A 17,759-nucleotide genomic window follows, 5' to 3' on the forward strand; every position below is an offset into this window, starting at 1 on the left:
GCGTTGGGCTGCGAAGCGGCCACAAGACCCGGCACCTCGGTGCGCCAGGTTGAACCCGGTCGCTTGCAATAGGGGCTGCTTCGCAGCCCAACGCGGGGCAAGCCCGCTCGCCACAACAAGCTTGCTAGCCTCAATAAGCCTGCTAGCCACAAAGAGGCTGCTCACCCCAAAGAGCCCACTTGCCACAAAGAGGCTGCTCAACCCAAAGAACCCACTTGCCACAAAGAGGCTGCTCGCCACAAATACAGTGTTCGCCTAGAGTCTTCGCACAGTGTCTTTCCAACAACAATAAAAGGACGCACCACCATGAAAGCATTCAAACGCACGCTGCTCGCCACTGCCCTGGCCTTGCTCGCCCTGCCGGTAATGGCTGATCCTGCGCACCCGAAGATCGGTTTCTCCATCGACGACCTGCGCCTGGAACGCTGGTCGCGAGACCGCGATTACTTCGTCGCGGCGGCAGAAAAACTCGATGCCAAGGTCTTCGTGCAGTCCGCCGATGCCAACGAGCAGAAGCAGATTTCCCAGATCGAAAACCTGATCTCACGCGGCGTCGACGTGATCGTGATCGTGCCGTTCAACGCCACCGTGCTCACCAACGCCGTCGCCGAAGCCAAGAAGGCCGGGATCAAGGTGGTGTCCTATGACCGCCTGATCCTCAATGCCGATATCGACGCCTACATCTCCTTCGATAACGAAAAGGTCGGCGAGATGCAGGCCAACGGTGTGCTGCAAGCGGCGCCCAAGGGCAACTACTTCCTGCTCGGCGGCGCGCCCACCGACAACAACGCCAAAGTACTGCGCGAAGGCCAGATGAAAGTGCTGCAGCCGGCCATCGACAAGGGCGATATCAAGATTGTCGGCCAGCAGTGGGTCAAGGAGTGGAACCCTACCGAAGCCCTGGGCATCGTCGAAAACGCCCTGACCCGGAACAACAACAAGATCGACGCCATCGTCGCCTCCAACGACGCCACCGCCGGCGGTGCGATCCAGGCGCTGGCGGCGCAGAAGCTCGCAGGCAAGGTGCCGATCTCCGGCCAGGACGCCGACCTCGCCGCCGTCAAGCGTGTGATCGACGGCACCCAGACCATGACCGTGTACAAACCACTCAAGTTGATCGCCACCGAAGCCGCCAAGCTGTCGGTGCAACTGGCGCGCAATGAGAAGCCGTCCTATAGCTCGCAGTACGACAACGGCAGCAAGCAGGTCGACACCATCCTGCTGACCCCGACACCGCTGACCAAGGCCAATATCGACCTGCTGGAGAAGGACGGTTTCTATACCAAAGAGCAGATTGGCGGGCTGTGACCGCCATGGCTGACTACCTGCTGCAAATGAACGGCATCGTCAAAAGCTTTGGCGGTGTCAACGCGCTCAACGGCATCGATATCAAGGTGCGGCCGGGGGAATGTGTCGGCCTGTGCGGTGAGAACGGCGCCGGCAAATCCACCTTGATGAAGGTGCTGTCGGCGGTCTATCCGTATGGCACCTGGGAGGGAGAAATTCTTTGGGACGGACAGCCGCTCAAAGCCCAGTCCATCAGTGAAACCGAGGCCGCCGGTATCGTCATCATTCACCAGGAGCTGACGCTGGTGCCCGACCTGTCGGTGGCCGAGAACATCTTCATGGGCCACGAACTGACCCTGCCCGGCGGGCGCATGAACTACCCGGCGATGATCCATCGCGCCGAACAGTTGATGCGCGAACTCAAGGTCCCGGACATGAACGTGGCGCTGCCGGTGTCGCAGTACGGCGGCGGTTACCAGCAGCTGGTGGAAATCGCCAAGGCCCTGAACAAGCAGGCGCGCCTGCTGATTCTCGACGAGCCCTCCTCGGCCCTGACCCGCTCGGAAATCGAGGTGCTGCTCGACATCATCCGTGACCTCAAGGCCAAGGGCGTGGCCTGCGTGTACATCTCGCACAAGCTCGATGAAGTGGCGGCGGTGTGCGACACCGTCTCGGTGATCCGCGACGGCAAGCACATCGCGACCACGGCCATGGCCGACATGGATATCCCGCGGATCATCACGCAGATGGTCGGGCGGGAAATGAGCAACCTCTACCCCACCCAACCCCATGACATCGGCGAGGTGGTTTTCGAGGCGCGCAATGTCACCTGTTACGACGTCGACAACCCCAGGCGTAAACGCGTCGACGATATTTCATTCAGCCTCAGGCGCGGGGAAATCCTCGGCATTGCCGGGCTGGTCGGTGCCGGGCGCACGGAACTGGTGTCGGCACTGTTCGGTGCCTACCCCGGTCGCTACAGCGGCGAGGTGTGGCTGGACGGCCAGGTGATCGACACCCGCACGCCGCTCAAATCCATCCGCGCCGGGCTGTGCATGGTGCCCGAGGACCGCAAGCGCCAAGGCATCATCCCGGACCTGGGCGTCGGCCAGAACATCACCCTGGCCGTACTCGACACCTACGCGCACATGACCCGCATCGACGCCGAGGCCGAACTGGGCAGCATCGATCAGCAAATCACACGCATGCACCTGAAGACGTCCAGCCCGTTTTTGCCGATCACCAGCCTGTCCGGTGGCAATCAGCAAAAAGCCGTGCTGGCGAAAATGCTGATGACCCAGCCCAAGGTGCTGATCCTCGACGAGCCCACGCGCGGCGTGGATGTGGGCGCCAAGTACGAGATCTACAAGCTGATGGGCGCCCTGGCGGCCGAAGGGGTGTCGATCATCATGGTCTCCTCGGAGCTGGCCGAAGTGCTCGGCGTGTCCAACCGCGTGCTGGTGATCGGCGACGGCCAGTTGCGCGGCGATTTCATCAACCAGGGGCTCACCCAGGAACAGGTGCTCGCCGCGGCGCTCAGCCAACACAATAATAACGATCGGAAAACCGCGTAGATGAATCAGGTCAAACAGCTGTTTACCCGCTACAAAATGCTCGCACTGGTGATCGCCGTGGCGTTCATCTGGCTGTTTTTCACCTGGCAGACCGAGGGCGGTTTCCTCACCCCGCGCAACCTCTCCAACCTGCTGCGCCAGATGGCGATCACCGGGATCCTGGCCTGCGGCATGGTGCTGGTGATCATCAGCGGCGAGATCGATTTGTCGGTGGGTTCGCTGCTGGGATTACTGGGCGGGCTCGCGGCGATACTGGACGTGGTCTATCACGTGCCGCTGCTGGCCAACCTCAGCCTGGTGGCGCTGTGCGGGTTGATGATCGGATTGGCCAACGGCTACATGACCGCTTACCTGCGCATCCCCTCGTTTATCGTCGGCCTGGGGGGCATGCTGGCGTTTCGCGGGATTCTGCTGGGGATCACCGGCGGCACCACCATCGCGCCGGTGTCGCCGTCGTTGGTGTATATCGGCCAGGGTTACCTGCCGCACGCGGTGGGCGTGGGGCTCGGCGTGTTGCTGTTTGCGCTGACGCTGTTCCTCACCTGGAAACAACGGCGCAACCGCGCACTGCATGGCCTGGCGGCGCACTCGCGGGTGCGCGACGTGCTGCGGGTAGTGCTGATCGGCGCGGTGCTGGCAGGGTTCGTCACCACCCTCAACAGCTACGACGGCATCCCGGTGCCGGTGCTGTTGCTGCTGGTGCTGCTCGGCGTGTTCAGCTATGTCACCAGCCAGACCGTGTTCGGCCGCCGCGTGTATGCGGTGGGCAGCAATATGGAAGCAACGCGCCTGTCGGGCATCAACGTGCAGGCGGTCAAACTGTGGATTTTCGGCATCATGGGCGTGATGTGCGCCTTCGCCGGCCTGGTCAACACGGCCCGCCTCGCCGCCGGCTCACCCTCGGCGGGCAGCATGGGCGAACTGGATGCCATTGCCGCGTGCTTTATCGGCGGCACGTCCATGCGCGGCGGCTCGGGCACGGTGTATGGCGCGTTGCTCGGGGCGTTGGTGATTACCAGCCTGGATAACGGCATGTCGATGCTGGACGTGGACAGTTACTGGCAGATGATTGTGAAAGGCAGCATTCTGGTGCTGGCGGTGTGGGTGGATGTGAGTACACGGGCGGGGCGGCGCTGAACGCAAGCAAACATGTGCAAGCGGGCTTGCCTGCGATAGCGGTCTATCAGTGACAAATGTCCTGACTGACCCTGCGCTATCGCGGGCAAGCCCGCTCTCACAAGTGGTCCTGCGGTGTTCTAACCGTTGTTACTTGGAGACCGGCATCGCAAACTCCGCGCCCTGCTCGATGCTCTCCGACCAGCGCTGCATGATCGACTTCTGCTTGGTGTAGAAGCGCACACCTTCAGTGCCATAGGCATGCATGTCGCCAAACAAGCTCTTCTTCCAGCCACCAAAGCCGTGCCAGGCCATCGGTACCGGGATCGGTACGTTGATGCCAACCATGCCCACTTCGATGCGCCGCGCGAACTCGCGGGCAATGTTGCCGTCGCGGGTGAAGCAGCTCACGCCGTTGCCGAACTCGTGGTCGTTGACCAGCTTGATCGCCTCGCCGAAGTCACTCACGCGCACGCAGGCCAGCACCGGGCCGAAGATTTCTTCGCGGTAGATGCTCATCTCTTTGGTCACGTGATCGAACAGGGTCGCGCCGAGCCAGAAGCCATTTTCCAACCCCGCTTCGGTCGGCACATAGTCACGGCCGTCGAGCAGCAGTTGCGCGCCAGCCTTCACACCTTGTTCGATGTAGCCGCTGATGCGCTCAAGGGCGGCACGCGACACGATCGGGCCCATTTCGGCCTTGAGGTCGCGGCCATCGGTGATGCGCAGTTGCTTGGCGCGTTCGGTCAGGGCAGCGATGACTTTGTCACCGACATCGCCGACCAGCACCGCCACCGAAATCGCCATGCAGCGCTCGCCGGCACTGCCGTAGGCGGCGCCCATCAGCGCGTCGACGGTTTTCTCGATGTCCGCGTCGGGCATCACCACCATGTGGTTTTTCGCGCCGCCCAGGCCTTGCACGCGCTTGCCGTTGCGCGCGCCGGTTTCATAGATGTACTGCGCAATCGGTGTCGATCCGACAAAGCTCACAGCCTTGACGTCCGGGTGTTCGATCAGCGCGTCCACCGATTCCTTGTCGCCCTGCACCACATTGAATACGCCCTTCGGCAAGCCGGCTTCATGCAGCAGCTCGGCCATGAACAGCGAAGCGCTAGGGTCAGTCGGGCTCGGCTTGAGGATGAACGTGTTGCCCGCCGCGATGGCGATCGGGTACATCCACATCGGTACCATCACCGGGAAGTTGAACGGCGTGACGCCGGCCACCACGCCCAGCGGCTGGCGCAGGGTCCAGTTGTCCATGCCCCGCGAGACCTGGTCGGAATGCTCGCCCTTGAGCAGGTTCGGAATGCCGCAGGCGAATTCAAGAATATCGATGCCCCGGTCGACTTCACCCTGGGCGTCGGTGAAGACCTTGCCGTGTTCGGCGACGATGATGCGCGCCAGGTCGTCCTTGCGCTCACGCAGCAGGTGCAGGTATTCGAACAGTACGCGGGCGCGGCGGATTGGCGGGGTGTCGGCCCAACCGGCGAAGGCGGCCTGGGCAGCGGCGACGGCTTCGGACACGGTCTGGCGACTGGCCAGGGCGACGCGGGCGGTCACTTCGCCGGTGGCCGGGTTGTAGACGTCCTGATACCGGTCATCGCGGCTCACGCGCTGATCGTTGATGTAGTGCTCGATTGTTGTAGTCATGGCAATAGATCCCAGGTGGGTGGCGTTGGGACACACGATAGGCTTTCGGTTTGTTCCAAACCAGAGCAGAATCCAGAACTGATTGTCCTTATAAGCGAACAATAAGCGCATGGAAAAATCCGAGATCGAAGGCCTGTGGACCCACATCCACTGGCTGTCAGTGCTGGAAGAACACGGCACCTACACCGCTGCAGCGGCACGGTTGGGGGTGAGCAAATCGGCGGTCAGCCAGCGCATCAGCGACCTGGAAAAAGCCACCGGTACCCGGCTGGTGACGCGCACCACGCGCAGTGTGCGCCTCACCGATGCCGGGTTGTCGCTGACCCGCGAGGTGCGCGGTGCCTACGAACAGATCGCGCGCAGTTTTTCCTCGGTGCGCGACTCGGCCGGAGAAATTCGCGGGCTGGTGCGCCTTACCGCCCCAGTGGCGTTCGCGCGCCAGCAACTGGTGCCGCACTTGTCCGAATTCCTCCAGCGGTATCCGCAGGTGCGCCTCCAGCTGGATGTGTCGGACGCCTTGAGTTCGCTGGCCGCCGAGGGCTACGACCTGGCGGTGCGCCACGGTTTCCAGGTGCCAGAAACCCACGTGGCCTGGAAGCTCTGCGACACCGGCTCGGTGCTGGTCGCCAGTCGCGATTACCTGCAACGCCATGGCGAGCCGCGCGAACCCGGCGACCTCAGCGCCCACAACTGCCTGTTCTACCCACGCGGCAGCGACCAGCCCGCCTGGACCTTCGAACGCGGCAGCAAACACCTCGAGCGCGTCACCGTACCGATCGCCGGCAGCTTCGCCACCAACAACAGCGAAGCGTTGAGGGATGCGGCCCTCAACCACCTGGGCATCGCCCTGCTCCCGGATTTCAGCGCCCATGCCGCGCTCGCCAGCGGCAAGCTGGTGCAAGTGCTCAAGGACTGGACGCTCAAGGGCGCATTTGCCGATGAGATTTACCTGATACGGCCCTATTCGCCCCACGTGCCGAAGTCGGTGAGTGCCTTGGTCGGCTTTTTGAAAGAACGGTTGTCGGGCGGGTTCCGATTCAAGGGCTGAGGTTTGCCTCTTGCCCAACAGAACAAAAAGTCCATAATGGACAAATAAGTTCAATAATCGGAGCACCCATGTCCAGCACACCTCACGTGATCAACCACGCCCAGGCCCGCGAGTTACTTGCTCAGGTGGATGTACTGCAGATCCTGCGTGCGCTGTTTCGCGACCTCGCCGCCGGGCACGCGGTGCAACCGGCGCAACAGTTGGTGGAATTTCCCCACGGCGGCGGTGACTTCATCAACTACCTGGGGGTGCTGGCGCAGGACGGCGTGTATGGGGTCAAGACCTCCCCCTACATCGTGCGTGAACAAGGGCCGCTGGTGACGGCCTGGACGCTGCTGATGTCGATGCAAACCGGCCAGCCGTTGCTGCTGTGCGATGCCGCCGAGCTGACCACCGCGCGCACGGCCGCGACCACGGCGTTGGCGGTGGATGCACTGGCGCCGCCGCAGGCAAAGCGCCTGGCGATCATCGGCAGCGGCAAGGTCGCGCAGGCGCATCTGCACTATGTGAAAGACCTGCGGGACTGGCAGAGCATCAACCTGTTTTCGCCGAGCCTGGCCGGGAAAAAGTCCCAGCTCGAAAGCCTGGACCCGCGGTTGAAGATCGCCTCGACCTGCGATGCAGCATTGGAAGACGCCGACGTGATCCTGCTGTGCACCTCCTCGGCCGGGCCGGTGATCGACCCGGCGCGCCTGGGCAAGCCGGCGTTGATCACCTCCATCAGCACCAACGCCCCGCGCGCCCATGAAGTGCCGCCGCAAAGCCTCAACGACATGCAGGTGTTCTGCGACTATCGCCGTACCACCCCGGGCTCGGCCGGCGAAATGCTGATTGCCGCCGAGCAGCACGGCTGGGACATCGGCTCGGTGATCGGCGACTTGCCAGAGTTGCTCAGCGAGCAGGTGCCGCGCCCATCCTACGACCGTCACGTATTCTTCCGCTCCATCGGCCTGGGCCTGGAAGACATCGCACTGGCTAATGCCCTTTGGAGACAGCTATGAGCCACGCAGACTTCATCATCATCGGCGGCGGCATTGCCGGCGCCTCCACTGGTTTCTGGCTGTCGCCACACGGCAAGGTGATTGTGCTGGAGCGTGAATCCCACCCGGCCTACCATTCCACCGGACGCTCGGCAGCGCTGTATACCGCCGCCTATGGCACCCCGCAGGTGCGCGCGCTGACCCTCGCCAGCCGTGAGTTTTTCGACCACCCACCCAGCGGTTTCTGCGAGCACCCACTGCTGACGCCACGCGGTGAAATGACCGTGGACTTCATCGGCGACCCGGATGAATTGAACGCGCAGTACTTGAGCGCCAAGGCCACCGTGCCGCAGGTCGAGCAACTGAGCGCCGACCTGGCCTGTGCGATGCTGCCGATCCTGCGCCGCGAAAAAGTCCACGGTGCGATTTACGACCCCACCGCCAGCGACATCGACACCGACGCGCTGCACCAGGGCTATTTGCGCGGGATTCGCCGCAATCAGGGCGAAGTGCGCACTGACAGCCACGTCCTCGGTTTGAGCCGCGACAGCGCCGGCCTCTGGCATGTGAATACCCAGGACGCCACCTTCACCGCGCCGATCATCATCAATGCCGCCGGCGCCTGGGCCGATCATATCGGCGGGCTGGCCGGCGCCGCCGCCATTGGCCTGCAACCCAAGCGGCGCTCGGCGTTTATCTTCGCCGGCCCCGAAGGCCAGGACACCCACGCCTGGCCGATGCTGGTGGCCCTCGACGAAGCCTTCTACATGAAGCCCGACGCGGGCATGTTCCTCGGCTCCCCCGCCAACGCCGACCCGGTCGAGGCGCAGGATATCCAGCCCGAAGAGTTGGACATCGCCATGGGCATCTACCAGATCGAAGAAGCCACCACCTTGACCATCCGCCGCCCGACCCGCACCTGGGCCGGGCTGCGCAGCTTTGTCCACGATGGGGATCTGCTGGCGGGCTTCGACTCGCAGGTGCCGGGGCTGTTCTGGGTCGCGGCGCAAGGCGGCTATGGCATCCAGACCTCCCCCGCCATGGGCCAGGCCAGTGCCGCACTGGTGCGCGGTGCGCCGCTGCCGGAGCAACTGACGCGGTTCGGCCTGGACGCTGGTATGCTCTCCCCCGCCCGCCTGGAGCCGCATTGATGAACACCGCCGAACACGACAAGGTCATGCAGAACTTCCGCGCGATTGCCGACGCAATCGCCACGCTGTTCTTTCCCCACGCTGAAGTGGTGCTGCATGACTTGCGCACGCAAAAAGTCGATTACATCGCCAACAACCTGTCCAAACGTGGCATCGGTGATGAGTCGGCGCTGGAGGACATGCTCAGCGATGACGTCAGCGAGGTGAATATCGGCCCCTATGAAAAACTCAATTGGGATGGCCAGAAGATTCGCAGCCTGAGCACCGTGCTGCATGACCATAACGGCCGCCGCCTGGCCGTGCTGTGCATCAACCTGAATATCTCGCTGTTCGAGAATGCCAAGGCGGCGCTGGATCTGTTCCTGTCGCCGAGCAAGTTGATCCCGCAACCGGATTCACTCTTTCGTGATGACTGGCAGGAACGCATCAACACCTTCTTGCACGCCTGGATGCGTGAACGCCAATTGAGCCTGAACCTGCTGACCCGTGACCACAAGCGTGAGCTGGTGCTGGCGCTGCATGCCGAAGGCGCGTTCAAGGGCAAGAGCGCCTCCAACTATGTGGCCAATGTGCTGGGCATGGGGCGGGCGACGGTCTACAAGCACTTGAAGGAATTGAAGGGCTGAAAGCAGCTTTTGTGCACGCGCCCGGCTTGCCGGCGATAGGGTCCTTGCGGTCGCCATCGCCGGCAAGCCGGGCTGCTGCAAGGGTCAATCGCCGTAGATATCAGACTTGAAGTACTGCTGCGAAATCTTCTGGTACTCGCCACTCGCGCGGATGCCATCGATGGCGCTGTTGAGTTGGCTGACCAACTCGGTATTGCCCTTGCGCACCGCGATCCCAGCGCCTTCGCCCACGTATTTCGGGTCCTTGAGTTCCGGGCCGACAAACGCATACCCCTTGCCGCGTGGCATCGACAGGAAATCGCTCAGGGGAATGGTGTCGGCGAAGATCGCGTCCAGTCGCCCGGCCGCCAGGTCCATGTAAATTTCTTCGTTATTGCTGTAGCGCTTGACGGTGATGCCCTTGGGCTCGAACACCTCGGTGGCGTAGCGGTCGGTGGTCGTGGCGCGTTGCACGCCGACCGTCTTGCCCTTGAGGCTGGCGTACTGGTCATCCACCACCGCGCCGTCCTTCATCACCAGGCGCGACGAAGTGAAGTAATACTTGTGGGTGAAATCCACCGACTTCTTGCGGTCTTCATTGATGGTCATGGACGACAGGGCCATGTCGATTTTCTTCACCTTGAGGGAAGGAATCAGACCGTCGAACTCACCTTCGATCCACACGCACTTGACCTTCATCTGCGCGCACAAAGCGTTGCCGATGTCGTAGTCGAAGCCAACGATCTTGCCTTCCTCGGTCTTGGACGCAAACGGCGGGTAAGCGGCCTCGATGCCGATGCGCAGGGTTTTCTCGGCAGCCAGCAAGTGGCTGGAGGCGATCAGGCCAAGGGCCAGGACGGGAATGACGAAGCGTTTCTTCATGGTTGTGTCTCGCAAGTTGTTGTTGGTTTAGGCAAGCGCGAAGAAAAAATCAGACGAAAAAGAGCTTTATTTGTACTTATAATTCCATATTGGACTTTTATGTACATACCGTCAAATCGCCTCGCCACCCTATGACTTTTTTGCACAACGCACCGGTGTTTTTGAGCGTTCATCTCTAGATTTATGCGTGCCTATACTCGGTTCAGCCTCCCGGTGGAACCGAGGGGCCGCAGCATCACAGCCATGTCCCTACAACAATAATCAAGGACACCGACCATGACCCAGCCCTTCCTGGCCGCTCGGGATTTTCTGCTCGCTCACCGTACCGACTACGCCACCGCCGTGCGCGACTTCCGTTGGCCACACCTGGACGCGTTCAACTGGGCCCTGGACTACTTCGATGCGATGGCAGAAGGCAACGCGGCGGATGCGCTGTGGATCGTCGAAGAGGACGGCAGCGAGCAACGCTACAGCTTCCAGCAACTCGCGGCGCGCTCCAACCAGGTGGCCAACCACCTGCGCGCCCTGGGTGTGCGCCGGGGCGAACGCGTGCTGCTGATGCTCGGCAACGATGTCGCGCTGTGGGAAACCATGCTGGCTGCGTTCAAGCTGGGCGCCGTGGTCATCCCCGCCACTGCCCTGCTCAACCCCGATGACCTGAGTGACCGTATCGAGCGCGGCCAGGCGCGCCACCTGGTGGTCGGTGAGGCGCATGTCGGCAAGTTTGACGGCCTCGGCGCTGGCTGCAGCCGCATCTGCGTGGGCGCCGCCCCCACTGGCTGGGTCGCGCACAGCGCCGCCTTCGAATACCCCGAGCAGTTCGAGGCCGAAGGCCGCACCCTGGCCACCGACCCGATGCTGCTGTATTTCACCTCCGGCACCACGTCCAAGCCGAAAATGGTGCTGCACAGCCACCAGAGCTATCCGGTCGGCCACTTGTCGACCATGTACTGGATCGGCCTGCAGCCGGGTGACCTGCACCTCAATATCTCGTCCCCGGGCTGGGCCAAGCATGCCTGGAGCTGCCTGTTCGCGCCATGGAACGCCGGCGCCTGCATCTTTATCCATAACGTCGCGCGTTTCAGCGCGCCGGCCCTGCTCAACACGCTGGAACGTTACCGCGTGACCAGCCTGTGCGCGCCGCCCACCGTGTGGCGCATGCTGATCCAGGAGGACCTGGCCAGCTACAAAAACCGTCTGAACCTGCGTGAACTGGTGGGCGCCGGTGAACCGCTGAACCCGGAGATCATCGAGCAGATCCAGCATGCCTGGGGCCTGCCGTTGCGCGACGGCTTCGGCCAGTCGGAAACCACCGCGCTGGTCGGCAACACCCCAGGGCAATTGCTCAAGCCGGGCTCCATGGGCCGGCCGCTGCCGGGCTACCAGGTGGCGCTGCTCGATGCCGACGGCGTGCCGGGCACCGAGGGCGAAGTCGCCCTGCCCCTGGCGATACGTCCGCTGGGCCTGATGCTGTGCTACGAGGACAGCCCGGAAAAAACCGCTGAGGTGATGCGCGACGGCTACTACCGCACCGGCGATACCGCGCAGATCGACGCCGACGGCTACATCACGTTTGTCGGGCGCGCCGACGACGTGTTCAAGGCGTCCGACTACCGCATCAGCCCCTTCGAACTGGAAAGCGCGCTGATCGAGCACCCGGCGGTGATGGAAGTCGCCGTGGTACCCAGCCCGGACCCGCTGCGCCTGGCGGTGCCAAAGGCCTTCCTGATCCTCGCCCACGACGCCCCCGGCAGCGCCGAGTTGGCGCAGCACATCCTCGCCTTCGCCCGCGAACACCTGGCGCCGTACAAGCGCGTGCGGCGGATCGAGTTTGTCAGCGAATTGCCCAAGACCATCTCCGGCAAGATTCGCCGGGTAGAGTTGCGCCAGATGGAAGTGCTGCGACGCCAGAGTGAAACGCGGGGTGAGCAGGAGCACTTCGAGGAGGACTTTGTGCGGCCGACGGTGGAGTCGTAGTCTATTCCTGTTGATTACTTGCCTGATCCTCCGATTTATCGACCATCGGATACCTGGCCCCTTGCGCGGTGGTCTAGAGTTCGACAATGAGCGGCCATCCCAAAAAGGCCGCCACTACCGTCGATCAGCAGGTGAATCATGGAATTGCGAATCAACCAGAAGACCTATCAGGTCGATGCCGACGCGGACACCCCCTTGCTGTGGGTGATTCGCGATGACCTGGGGCTGACCGGCACCAAGTACGGCTGCGGCCTGGCGCAATGCGGCGCCTGTTCGGTGTTGGTGGACGGCAATGTCGTGCGCAGTTGCGTCACGCCGGTGGCTGGGGTGGTAGGCCGTGAGGTCACCACCATCGAAGCAATCGAGGACGATGAAGTGGGCAAGCGCGTGGTCGCCACCTGGGTCGAGTATCAGGTCGCGCAATGCGGTTATTGCCAGTCCGGGCAGGTGGTGGCAGCCACCGCGCTGCTCAAGCACACCCCCGCCCCCAGCGATGCGCAGATCGAAGCAGCGATGATCAACCTGTGCCGCTGCGGCACCTACAACGCGATCCACAGCGCCATGCAGGCGCTGGCCAAGCCGGAGAGCGCCTGATGAATACGCGCAATAAAATGCTCGAGCTGCCGCTGGGCGAGCCGGTCAACCTGTCGCGTCGGCACTTTCTGGTGGGCACGGCAGTGGGTGCGCTGGTGATCGGCTTTGGCCTGCCGCTGGGCTCGGCCAGGGTGCAAGCGGCCACGCCGGCCGAGCGCGGTACCCAGGTGCCGGCCTTTTTGGAGATTCGCCCGGACGGCAGCGTGCGCCTGCTCAGCCCCTTCATGGAAGGCGGCCAAGGCACTCACACCGCCATGGCGCAGATTGTTGGCGAAGAACTCGACGCCGACCCCGCCACCTTTATCGTCGAAGCCGCCCCGCCTGGCGACGCCTACGTGGTGATGGAAAACGGCATGCGCATCACCGGCGGCAGTATGTCGGTGCGCATGAGCTACCCGACCATGCGCCGCCTGGGCGCCCTCGCCCGCGCCATGCTGCTGCAGGCCGGCGCCCAGCAGTTGGGCGTGCCGGTCGCCGAACTGACTACCCAACCCGGTCGCGTGGTGCACAGCGCGTCCGGGCGCTCACTGGGCTACGGCGAGCTGGCTGGCCGCGCGCTGGACATGCCGGTGCCAGACCCCGCCAGCATCACTCTGCGCGATCCGAGCCAGTTCCGCTGGATCGGCAAGCCGGTGAAACGCCTGGATGCCTACGACAAATCCACCGGCAAGGCGCAGTACAGCATCGACTTGAAGGTCGACGGCATGCTTCACGCCGCCGTGCAGCACGCGCCGCGCCTGGGCATGACCGTCGGCAGCCTGCGCAACCAGGCGCAGGTCGAAGGAATGAAAGGCGTGCACTCCGTCCACACGCTGCCCGGCGCGGTGGCAGTGGTGGCCGAACGTTGGTGGCACGCCAAGCGCGCAGTCGAGGCGATCCAGGTCGATTGGCAGGAAGCTGCCGCCGATTCGAGCCTGCGCGTGATGCCGGCGGATTTTTCCAGCGACAAGCACCGTGACTTTCTCGCCACGCAGCAAGGCCCGTCGCGCGATGACGAGAACGAAGGCGACGTGGCCGCCGCACTCGCCAATGCCAAGACCCACGTCGAGGCCACCTATCACAACCAGTACGTCAACCATGCCCAGCTGGAGCCGCCGTCCGCCCTGGCGCGCTTCAACGCCGATGGTTCACTGGAGGTCTGGCTGCCCAACCAGGCGCCGGATATGTTTCGCGCCGACATCGCCAAGCGCACCGGCCTCGACCTTGCGCAGATCACCCTGCACTCGCCGCTGCTGGGCGGGTTTTTCGGCCGGCATTTCCTGTATGAATCGGCCAACCCTTACCCGCAGGCCATCACTTTGGCCAAGGCGGTCGGTCGTCCAGTCAAGCTGATCTGGAGCCGCGAGGAAGAATTCCTGCGCGATGTGTTGCGCCCGGTCGCGGTGGTCAAGTTCCGCGCGGCGCTGGATGACCAAGGCCTACCGCTGGCGCTCGAGGCGGTAAGCGCCACCGAGGGCCCGACCGAAGGCCTGGCCGGCAAACAGGGTGACAAGATCGACCCTACCGCGTTGGAAGGGCTGTCGGGCAAGGCCTATGCGATTCCCAACAAGCGCATCGCGCAGATCTACGTGAAAGGCCCGGTGATGCTGGGCTATTGGCGTTCGGTGGGCAATTCGCTGAATGACTTTTTCTATGAAGCATTCCTCGATGAACTGGCGGACAAGGGCGGTCACGACCCGTACGAATTACGCCTGCACCTGCTGCGTGACAACCCGCGGCTGACCACGTTGCTGCAGGCGGTGGGCGAGCTGTCCGGTGGCTGGAAGCGCGGCCCCTACACCGCCGAAGATGGCACCCGGCGCGCACGTGGCGTGGCCATGGCCTCGCCGTTCGGCTCGCATGCGGCGGTGGTCGCCGAAGTGTCGATCGACCAAGGCCAGGTCAAGGTGCACCACATCTGGGAAGCCATCGACCCCGGCAGCATCGTCAACCCGGCGATCATCGAGGCGCAAGTCAATGGCGCGGTGGCCCTGGGCTTGTCGCAGACCCTGCTGGAGGAAGCGGTGTACGTGGACGGCAAGCCGCGGGCGCGCAACTACGACCTGTACCCGATCCTGCCGCCGTCGCGGATGGCGCAAGTGCATGTACGGATTGTCGAGAGCGGCGAAAAGATGGGCGGTATCGGCGAACCCCCGTTGCCGGCAGTAGCGCCCGCCGTGGCCAATGCGGTCGCACATTTGACTGGCCAGCGCATCCGCAGCCTGCCCTTGAGCCGCTATACCTTCAGTTGATCGACAAGGACCGCGCATGAACAACCCTCGCTTCGCAAGAACCGCAGGCTGGCTGTTGCTGGCCTGCCTGGTCGCAGCCGGCGTGCTGGCCTGGTACGTCACCCGCCAGCCCGCGACGCCCTTCGCACAGGAGTCGGCCGCCAGCGCCGACCCTGCGCTGGTCAGCCGCGGCGAGTACGTCGCGCGCCTCAGCGACTGCGTGGCCTGCCACAGCCTGGCGGGCAAGGCGCCTTTCTCCGGCGGCCTGGAAATGGCCACGCCGCTGGGCAACATCCACGCCACCAACATCACGCCTGACCGCGACGCCGGCATCGGCACCTACAGCCTGGCCGACTTCGACCGCGCGGTGCGCCACGGCGTGGCGCCGGGTGGCAAACGCCTATACCCGGCCATGCCCTACCCTTCGTATGCCAAGCTCAGTGACGATGACATCCGCGCGCTGTATGCGTTTTTCATGCACGGCGTGCAACCGGACAAACAGGCGAATATCCCCAGCGACATCCCCTGGCCGCTCAACCTGCGCTGGCCCATCGCGTTGTGGAATGGCGTGTTCGCGCCCACCGCGCCTTATGCGGCCAAGCCCAATCAAGATGCGGTGTGGAACCGCGGCGCCTACATCGTCCAGGGCCCGGGCCATTGCGGCAGTTGCCACACGCCACGCGGCCTGGCTTTCAACGAGAAGGCCCTGGACGAGTCCGGCGCGCCGTACCTCGCCGGTGGCCTGCTCGATGGCTGGTACGCCCCGAGCCTGCGCCAGGATCCCAACACCGGCCTGGGCCGCTGGAGCGAGGCGCACATCGTGCAATTCCTCAAGACCGGGCGCAATCAGCATGCGGTGGTCTATGGCTCGATGACCGAAGCCTTCAACAACTCCACGCAGTTCATGGCAGACGACGACCTGGCCGCCATCGCACGGTATCTCAAGTCACTGCCCGGCGACCCGCAGCGCGACGGCCCCCCGTGGCAATACGTGGCCGCTGATACCCGCCAGGACATTCCCGGCGCCCACACCTACGCGACCCGCTGCGCCGCCTGTCATGGCTCGGACGGCAAAGGCCAGCCCGAGTGGATGCCGCCGCTGGCCGGCGCCACCTCCGCCCTCGCCAAGGAAAACGCCTCGGCGATCAACATCACCCTCAACGGCTCGCAACGCATCGTCGCCGCCGGCGTACCGGATGCCTACCGCATGCCGGCCTTCCGCGAGCAATTGTCCGATACGCAAATCGCTGAGGTGCTGACGTATGTGCGCAGCACGTGGGGCAACCACGCTGACGCAGTCGACGCCAAGGCCGTCGGCAAACTGCGCGGGCATACCGATCCGGCCAGTGCCAGTCCGATAATTTTGCAAATGCGCTAACCCAACTCGCGCTTGAGCTGCTCGCGATCCAGCGCACCGTCCCAACGAGCAATGAACAACGTGGCGACACCGTTGCCGATCACATTGATCAGCGCGCCGCCTTCGGAAATAAACCGGTAGACGCCCAGCACCAATACCAGGCCCGCTGCCGGTATCACGTCGATGGAGCCAAGGGTCGCGGCCAAAGTGATAAATGCCCCGCCGGTCACGCTGGCGGCCCCTTTGGAGGTCAGCAGCAGGATCAGCAGCAACGTCACCTGGTGATACAGCGACACGTCGATATCCAGCGCCTGGGCAATGAAGATCGCCAGTACCGTCATGTTGATGCAGCTACCGTCCAGGTTGAAGCAGTAACCTGACGGCACCACCAGGCCGACGGTGGACTTCTCACAGCCGAGTTTTTCCAGCTTGCCCATCAAGCGCGGCAACGCCGATTCGGACGATGACGTGCCCAGCACCAGCACCAGTTCTTCGCGGATGTACTTGAGGAATTTCCACAAGCTGAAACCGGCCAGCCGCGCCACCAGGTTCAACACCACGAACACGAAGACCAACCCGGTAAGGTAGTAGCACACCAGCAGGTTCACGTAGGCACCCAACGATTGCACGCCGTACTTGCCCACCGTGAACGCCATGCCGCCAAAGGCACCCAACGGCGCCAGGTACATGACGATCTTGAGCATGCGAAAAAACGCCTTGGCCACCAGGTCGATGGTGCCGAGCAGCGGCTTGCCCGCCTCTCCCAACAGCTGCAGGCCGAAGGCGAACAGCACGGAGATGAACAGCACCTGGAGGATATCGCCGTCGGTGAATGCACCGAACACCGTGCTCGGCACGATATGTGTGAGGAAGCCGACGACGCTCTGGTCATGGGCGGCCTTGGTGTAGCCGGCGATGGCGGAAGCATCCAGCGTGGCCGGATCAATGTGCATGCCGGCACCCGGCTTGAGCAGGTTGACCCCGATCAAGCCGATTACCAGGGCGAGAGTGGTCAGCACTTCAAAGTAGATGAGTGACTTGAAACCAATCCGTCCGATGCGCTTGAGATCCTGCATGCCGGCGATACCGCTGACTACCGTGCAGAAGATGATCGGCGCAATGAGCATCTTGATCAGCTTGATGAACGTGTCGCCCAGGGGTTTCATCTGCTCGCCGAGGCCTGGGCTGAAGTGTCCGAGGATCACCCCCAGCACGATGGCGGCGATCACCTGCACATACAGATGCTGGTAGAGCGGTTTGCGCTGTGGATGCGGTTCGTCCACAGGTGTGACTGAAGAGCTGATTATTTTTGTCATGGCTCTGCCTTT

At 63.3% G+C, this 17,759-nt stretch carries 14 protein-coding genes; 11 read left to right on the forward strand and 3 right to left on the reverse strand.

Annotated elements, in window-relative coordinates:
- Positions 1-306: 306 nt before the first annotated feature.
- The 3 genes from xylF to QMX97_RS01205 are packed head-to-tail and all read left to right on the forward strand — an operon-like array spanning position 307 to position 3,998.
- Positions 307-1,308, forward strand: coding sequence for a D-xylose ABC transporter substrate-binding protein (xylF, locus tag QMX97_RS01195; RefSeq protein WP_065905667.1), 1,002 nt, complete (start codon positions 307-309; stop codon positions 1,306-1,308).
- Positions 1,309-1,313: 5 nt separating this feature from the next.
- On the forward strand, positions 1,314-2,861 hold the full coding sequence (gene xylG / locus QMX97_RS01200; RefSeq protein WP_177410346.1) for a D-xylose ABC transporter ATP-binding protein: 1,548 nt from the start codon (positions 1,314-1,316) through the stop codon (positions 2,859-2,861).
- Positions 2,862-3,998, forward strand: coding sequence for a sugar ABC transporter permease (locus QMX97_RS01205; RefSeq protein ID WP_262134994.1), 1,137 nt, complete (start codon positions 2,862-2,864; stop codon positions 3,996-3,998).
- Positions 3,999-4,127: 129 nt separating this feature from the next.
- On the opposite strand, the gene QMX97_RS01210 is transcribed toward QMX97_RS01205, so the two are convergent.
- Complete coding sequence (locus QMX97_RS01210; protein WP_065905661.1) at positions 4,128-5,627, reverse strand: CoA-acylating methylmalonate-semialdehyde dehydrogenase; 1,500 nt, start codon at positions 5,625-5,627, stop codon at positions 4,128-4,130.
- A 109-nt stretch (positions 5,628-5,736) separates the two neighbouring features.
- Here QMX97_RS01210 and QMX97_RS01215 point away from each other — a divergent pair, with 109 nt between their 5' ends.
- From QMX97_RS01215 to QMX97_RS01230, 4 genes are all read left to right on the forward strand, one after another.
- A complete protein-coding gene (locus tag QMX97_RS01215; protein ID WP_065905660.1) occupies positions 5,737-6,675 on the forward strand; it encodes a LysR family transcriptional regulator in 939 nt (312 codons plus the stop codon).
- A 68-nt stretch (positions 6,676-6,743) separates the two neighbouring features.
- Complete coding sequence (locus tag QMX97_RS01220) at positions 6,744-7,676, forward strand: ornithine cyclodeaminase family protein (protein WP_213552319.1); 933 nt, start codon at positions 6,744-6,746, stop codon at positions 7,674-7,676.
- Positions 7,673-8,806 carry an FAD-binding oxidoreductase gene (locus QMX97_RS01225; protein WP_065905658.1) on the forward strand — a complete coding sequence of 378 codons (1,134 nt, stop codon included), beginning with the start codon at positions 7,673-7,675 and terminating at the stop codon, positions 8,804-8,806. Before QMX97_RS01220 ends, QMX97_RS01225 begins: the two co-directional genes overlap by 4 nt.
- Complete coding sequence (locus QMX97_RS01230) at positions 8,806-9,432, forward strand: PAS domain-containing protein (protein ID WP_065905656.1); 627 nt, start codon at positions 8,806-8,808, stop codon at positions 9,430-9,432. Before QMX97_RS01225 ends, QMX97_RS01230 begins: the two co-directional genes overlap by 1 nt.
- A gap of 84 nt (positions 9,433-9,516) precedes the next feature.
- Here the strand turns inward: QMX97_RS01230 and QMX97_RS01235 are convergent, their stop codons facing one another.
- Positions 9,517-10,293, reverse strand: coding sequence for an ABC transporter substrate-binding protein (locus QMX97_RS01235; protein ID WP_065905654.1), 777 nt, complete (start codon positions 10,291-10,293; stop codon positions 9,517-9,519).
- 276 nt (positions 10,294-10,569) lie between these two features.
- On the opposite strand from QMX97_RS01235, the gene QMX97_RS01240 reads away from it, so the two are divergent.
- The 4 genes from QMX97_RS01240 to QMX97_RS01255 all read left to right on the forward strand — a co-directional run bounded on the left by QMX97_RS01240 (position 10,570) and on the right by QMX97_RS01255 (position 16,452).
- Positions 10,570-12,270: an AMP-binding protein gene (locus tag QMX97_RS01240; RefSeq protein ID WP_282395655.1), complete on the forward strand. Its 1,701-nt coding sequence runs from the start codon at positions 10,570-10,572 to the stop codon at positions 12,268-12,270.
- A 138-nt stretch (positions 12,271-12,408) separates the two neighbouring features.
- Positions 12,409-12,864, forward strand: a complete 456-nt coding sequence (locus QMX97_RS01245) for a (2Fe-2S)-binding protein (protein WP_065905649.1) — start codon at positions 12,409-12,411, stop codon at positions 12,862-12,864.
- Entirely contained in the window at positions 12,864-15,095 is a 2,232-nt protein-coding gene (locus tag QMX97_RS01250) for a xanthine dehydrogenase family protein molybdopterin-binding subunit (protein ID WP_282395657.1), read from the forward strand. Before QMX97_RS01245 ends, QMX97_RS01250 begins: the two co-directional genes overlap by 1 nt.
- Before the next feature lie 16 nt (positions 15,096-15,111).
- Positions 15,112-16,452: a cytochrome c gene (locus QMX97_RS01255; protein WP_282395659.1), complete on the forward strand. Its 1,341-nt coding sequence runs from the start codon at positions 15,112-15,114 to the stop codon at positions 16,450-16,452.
- Here QMX97_RS01255 and dctA read toward each other — a convergent pair.
- A complete protein-coding gene (gene dctA, locus QMX97_RS01260; RefSeq protein WP_207200645.1) occupies positions 16,449-17,747 on the reverse strand; it encodes a C4-dicarboxylate transporter DctA in 1,299 nt (432 codons plus the stop codon). The genes QMX97_RS01255 and dctA overlap by 4 nt on opposite strands.
- Between the last annotated feature and the right edge of the window lie 12 nt (positions 17,748-17,759).

Origin of the sequence: Pseudomonas sp. PS01298 (assembly GCF_029959745.1) — a bacterium.
Taxonomy (GTDB): domain Bacteria; phylum Pseudomonadota; class Gammaproteobacteria; order Pseudomonadales; family Pseudomonadaceae; genus Aquipseudomonas; species Aquipseudomonas aylmerensis.

Excerpts from the sequence above, each read along its gene's own strand:
- xylF (WP_065905667.1), top strand. The coding sequence starts at position 307 with ATGAAAGCATTCAAACGCACGCTGCTCGCCACTGCCCTGGCCTTGCTC.
- xylG (WP_177410346.1), top strand. The coding sequence starts at position 1,314 with ATGGCTGACTACCTGCTGCAAATGAACGGCATCGTCAAAAGCTTTGGC.
- QMX97_RS01205 (WP_262134994.1), top strand. The coding sequence starts at position 2,862 with ATGAATCAGGTCAAACAGCTGTTTACCCGCTACAAAATGCTCGCACTG.
- QMX97_RS01210 (WP_065905661.1), bottom strand. The coding sequence starts at position 5,627 with ATGACTACAACAATCGAGCACTACATCAACGATCAGCGCGTGAGCCGC.
- QMX97_RS01215 (WP_065905660.1), top strand. The coding sequence starts at position 5,737 with ATGGAAAAATCCGAGATCGAAGGCCTGTGGACCCACATCCACTGGCTG.
- QMX97_RS01220 (WP_213552319.1), top strand. The coding sequence starts at position 6,744 with ATGTCCAGCACACCTCACGTGATCAACCACGCCCAGGCCCGCGAGTTA.
- QMX97_RS01225 (WP_065905658.1), top strand. The coding sequence starts at position 7,673 with ATGAGCCACGCAGACTTCATCATCATCGGCGGCGGCATTGCCGGCGCC.
- QMX97_RS01230 (WP_065905656.1), top strand. The coding sequence starts at position 8,806 with ATGAACACCGCCGAACACGACAAGGTCATGCAGAACTTCCGCGCGATT.
- QMX97_RS01235 (WP_065905654.1), bottom strand. The coding sequence starts at position 10,293 with ATGAAGAAACGCTTCGTCATTCCCGTCCTGGCCCTTGGCCTGATCGCC.
- QMX97_RS01240 (WP_282395655.1), top strand. The coding sequence starts at position 10,570 with ATGACCCAGCCCTTCCTGGCCGCTCGGGATTTTCTGCTCGCTCACCGT.
- QMX97_RS01245 (WP_065905649.1), top strand. The coding sequence starts at position 12,409 with ATGGAATTGCGAATCAACCAGAAGACCTATCAGGTCGATGCCGACGCG.
- QMX97_RS01250 (WP_282395657.1), top strand. The coding sequence starts at position 12,864 with ATGAATACGCGCAATAAAATGCTCGAGCTGCCGCTGGGCGAGCCGGTC.
- QMX97_RS01255 (WP_282395659.1), top strand. The coding sequence starts at position 15,112 with ATGAACAACCCTCGCTTCGCAAGAACCGCAGGCTGGCTGTTGCTGGCC.
- dctA (WP_207200645.1), bottom strand. The coding sequence starts at position 17,747 with ATGACAAAAATAATCAGCTCTTCAGTCACACCTGTGGACGAACCGCAT.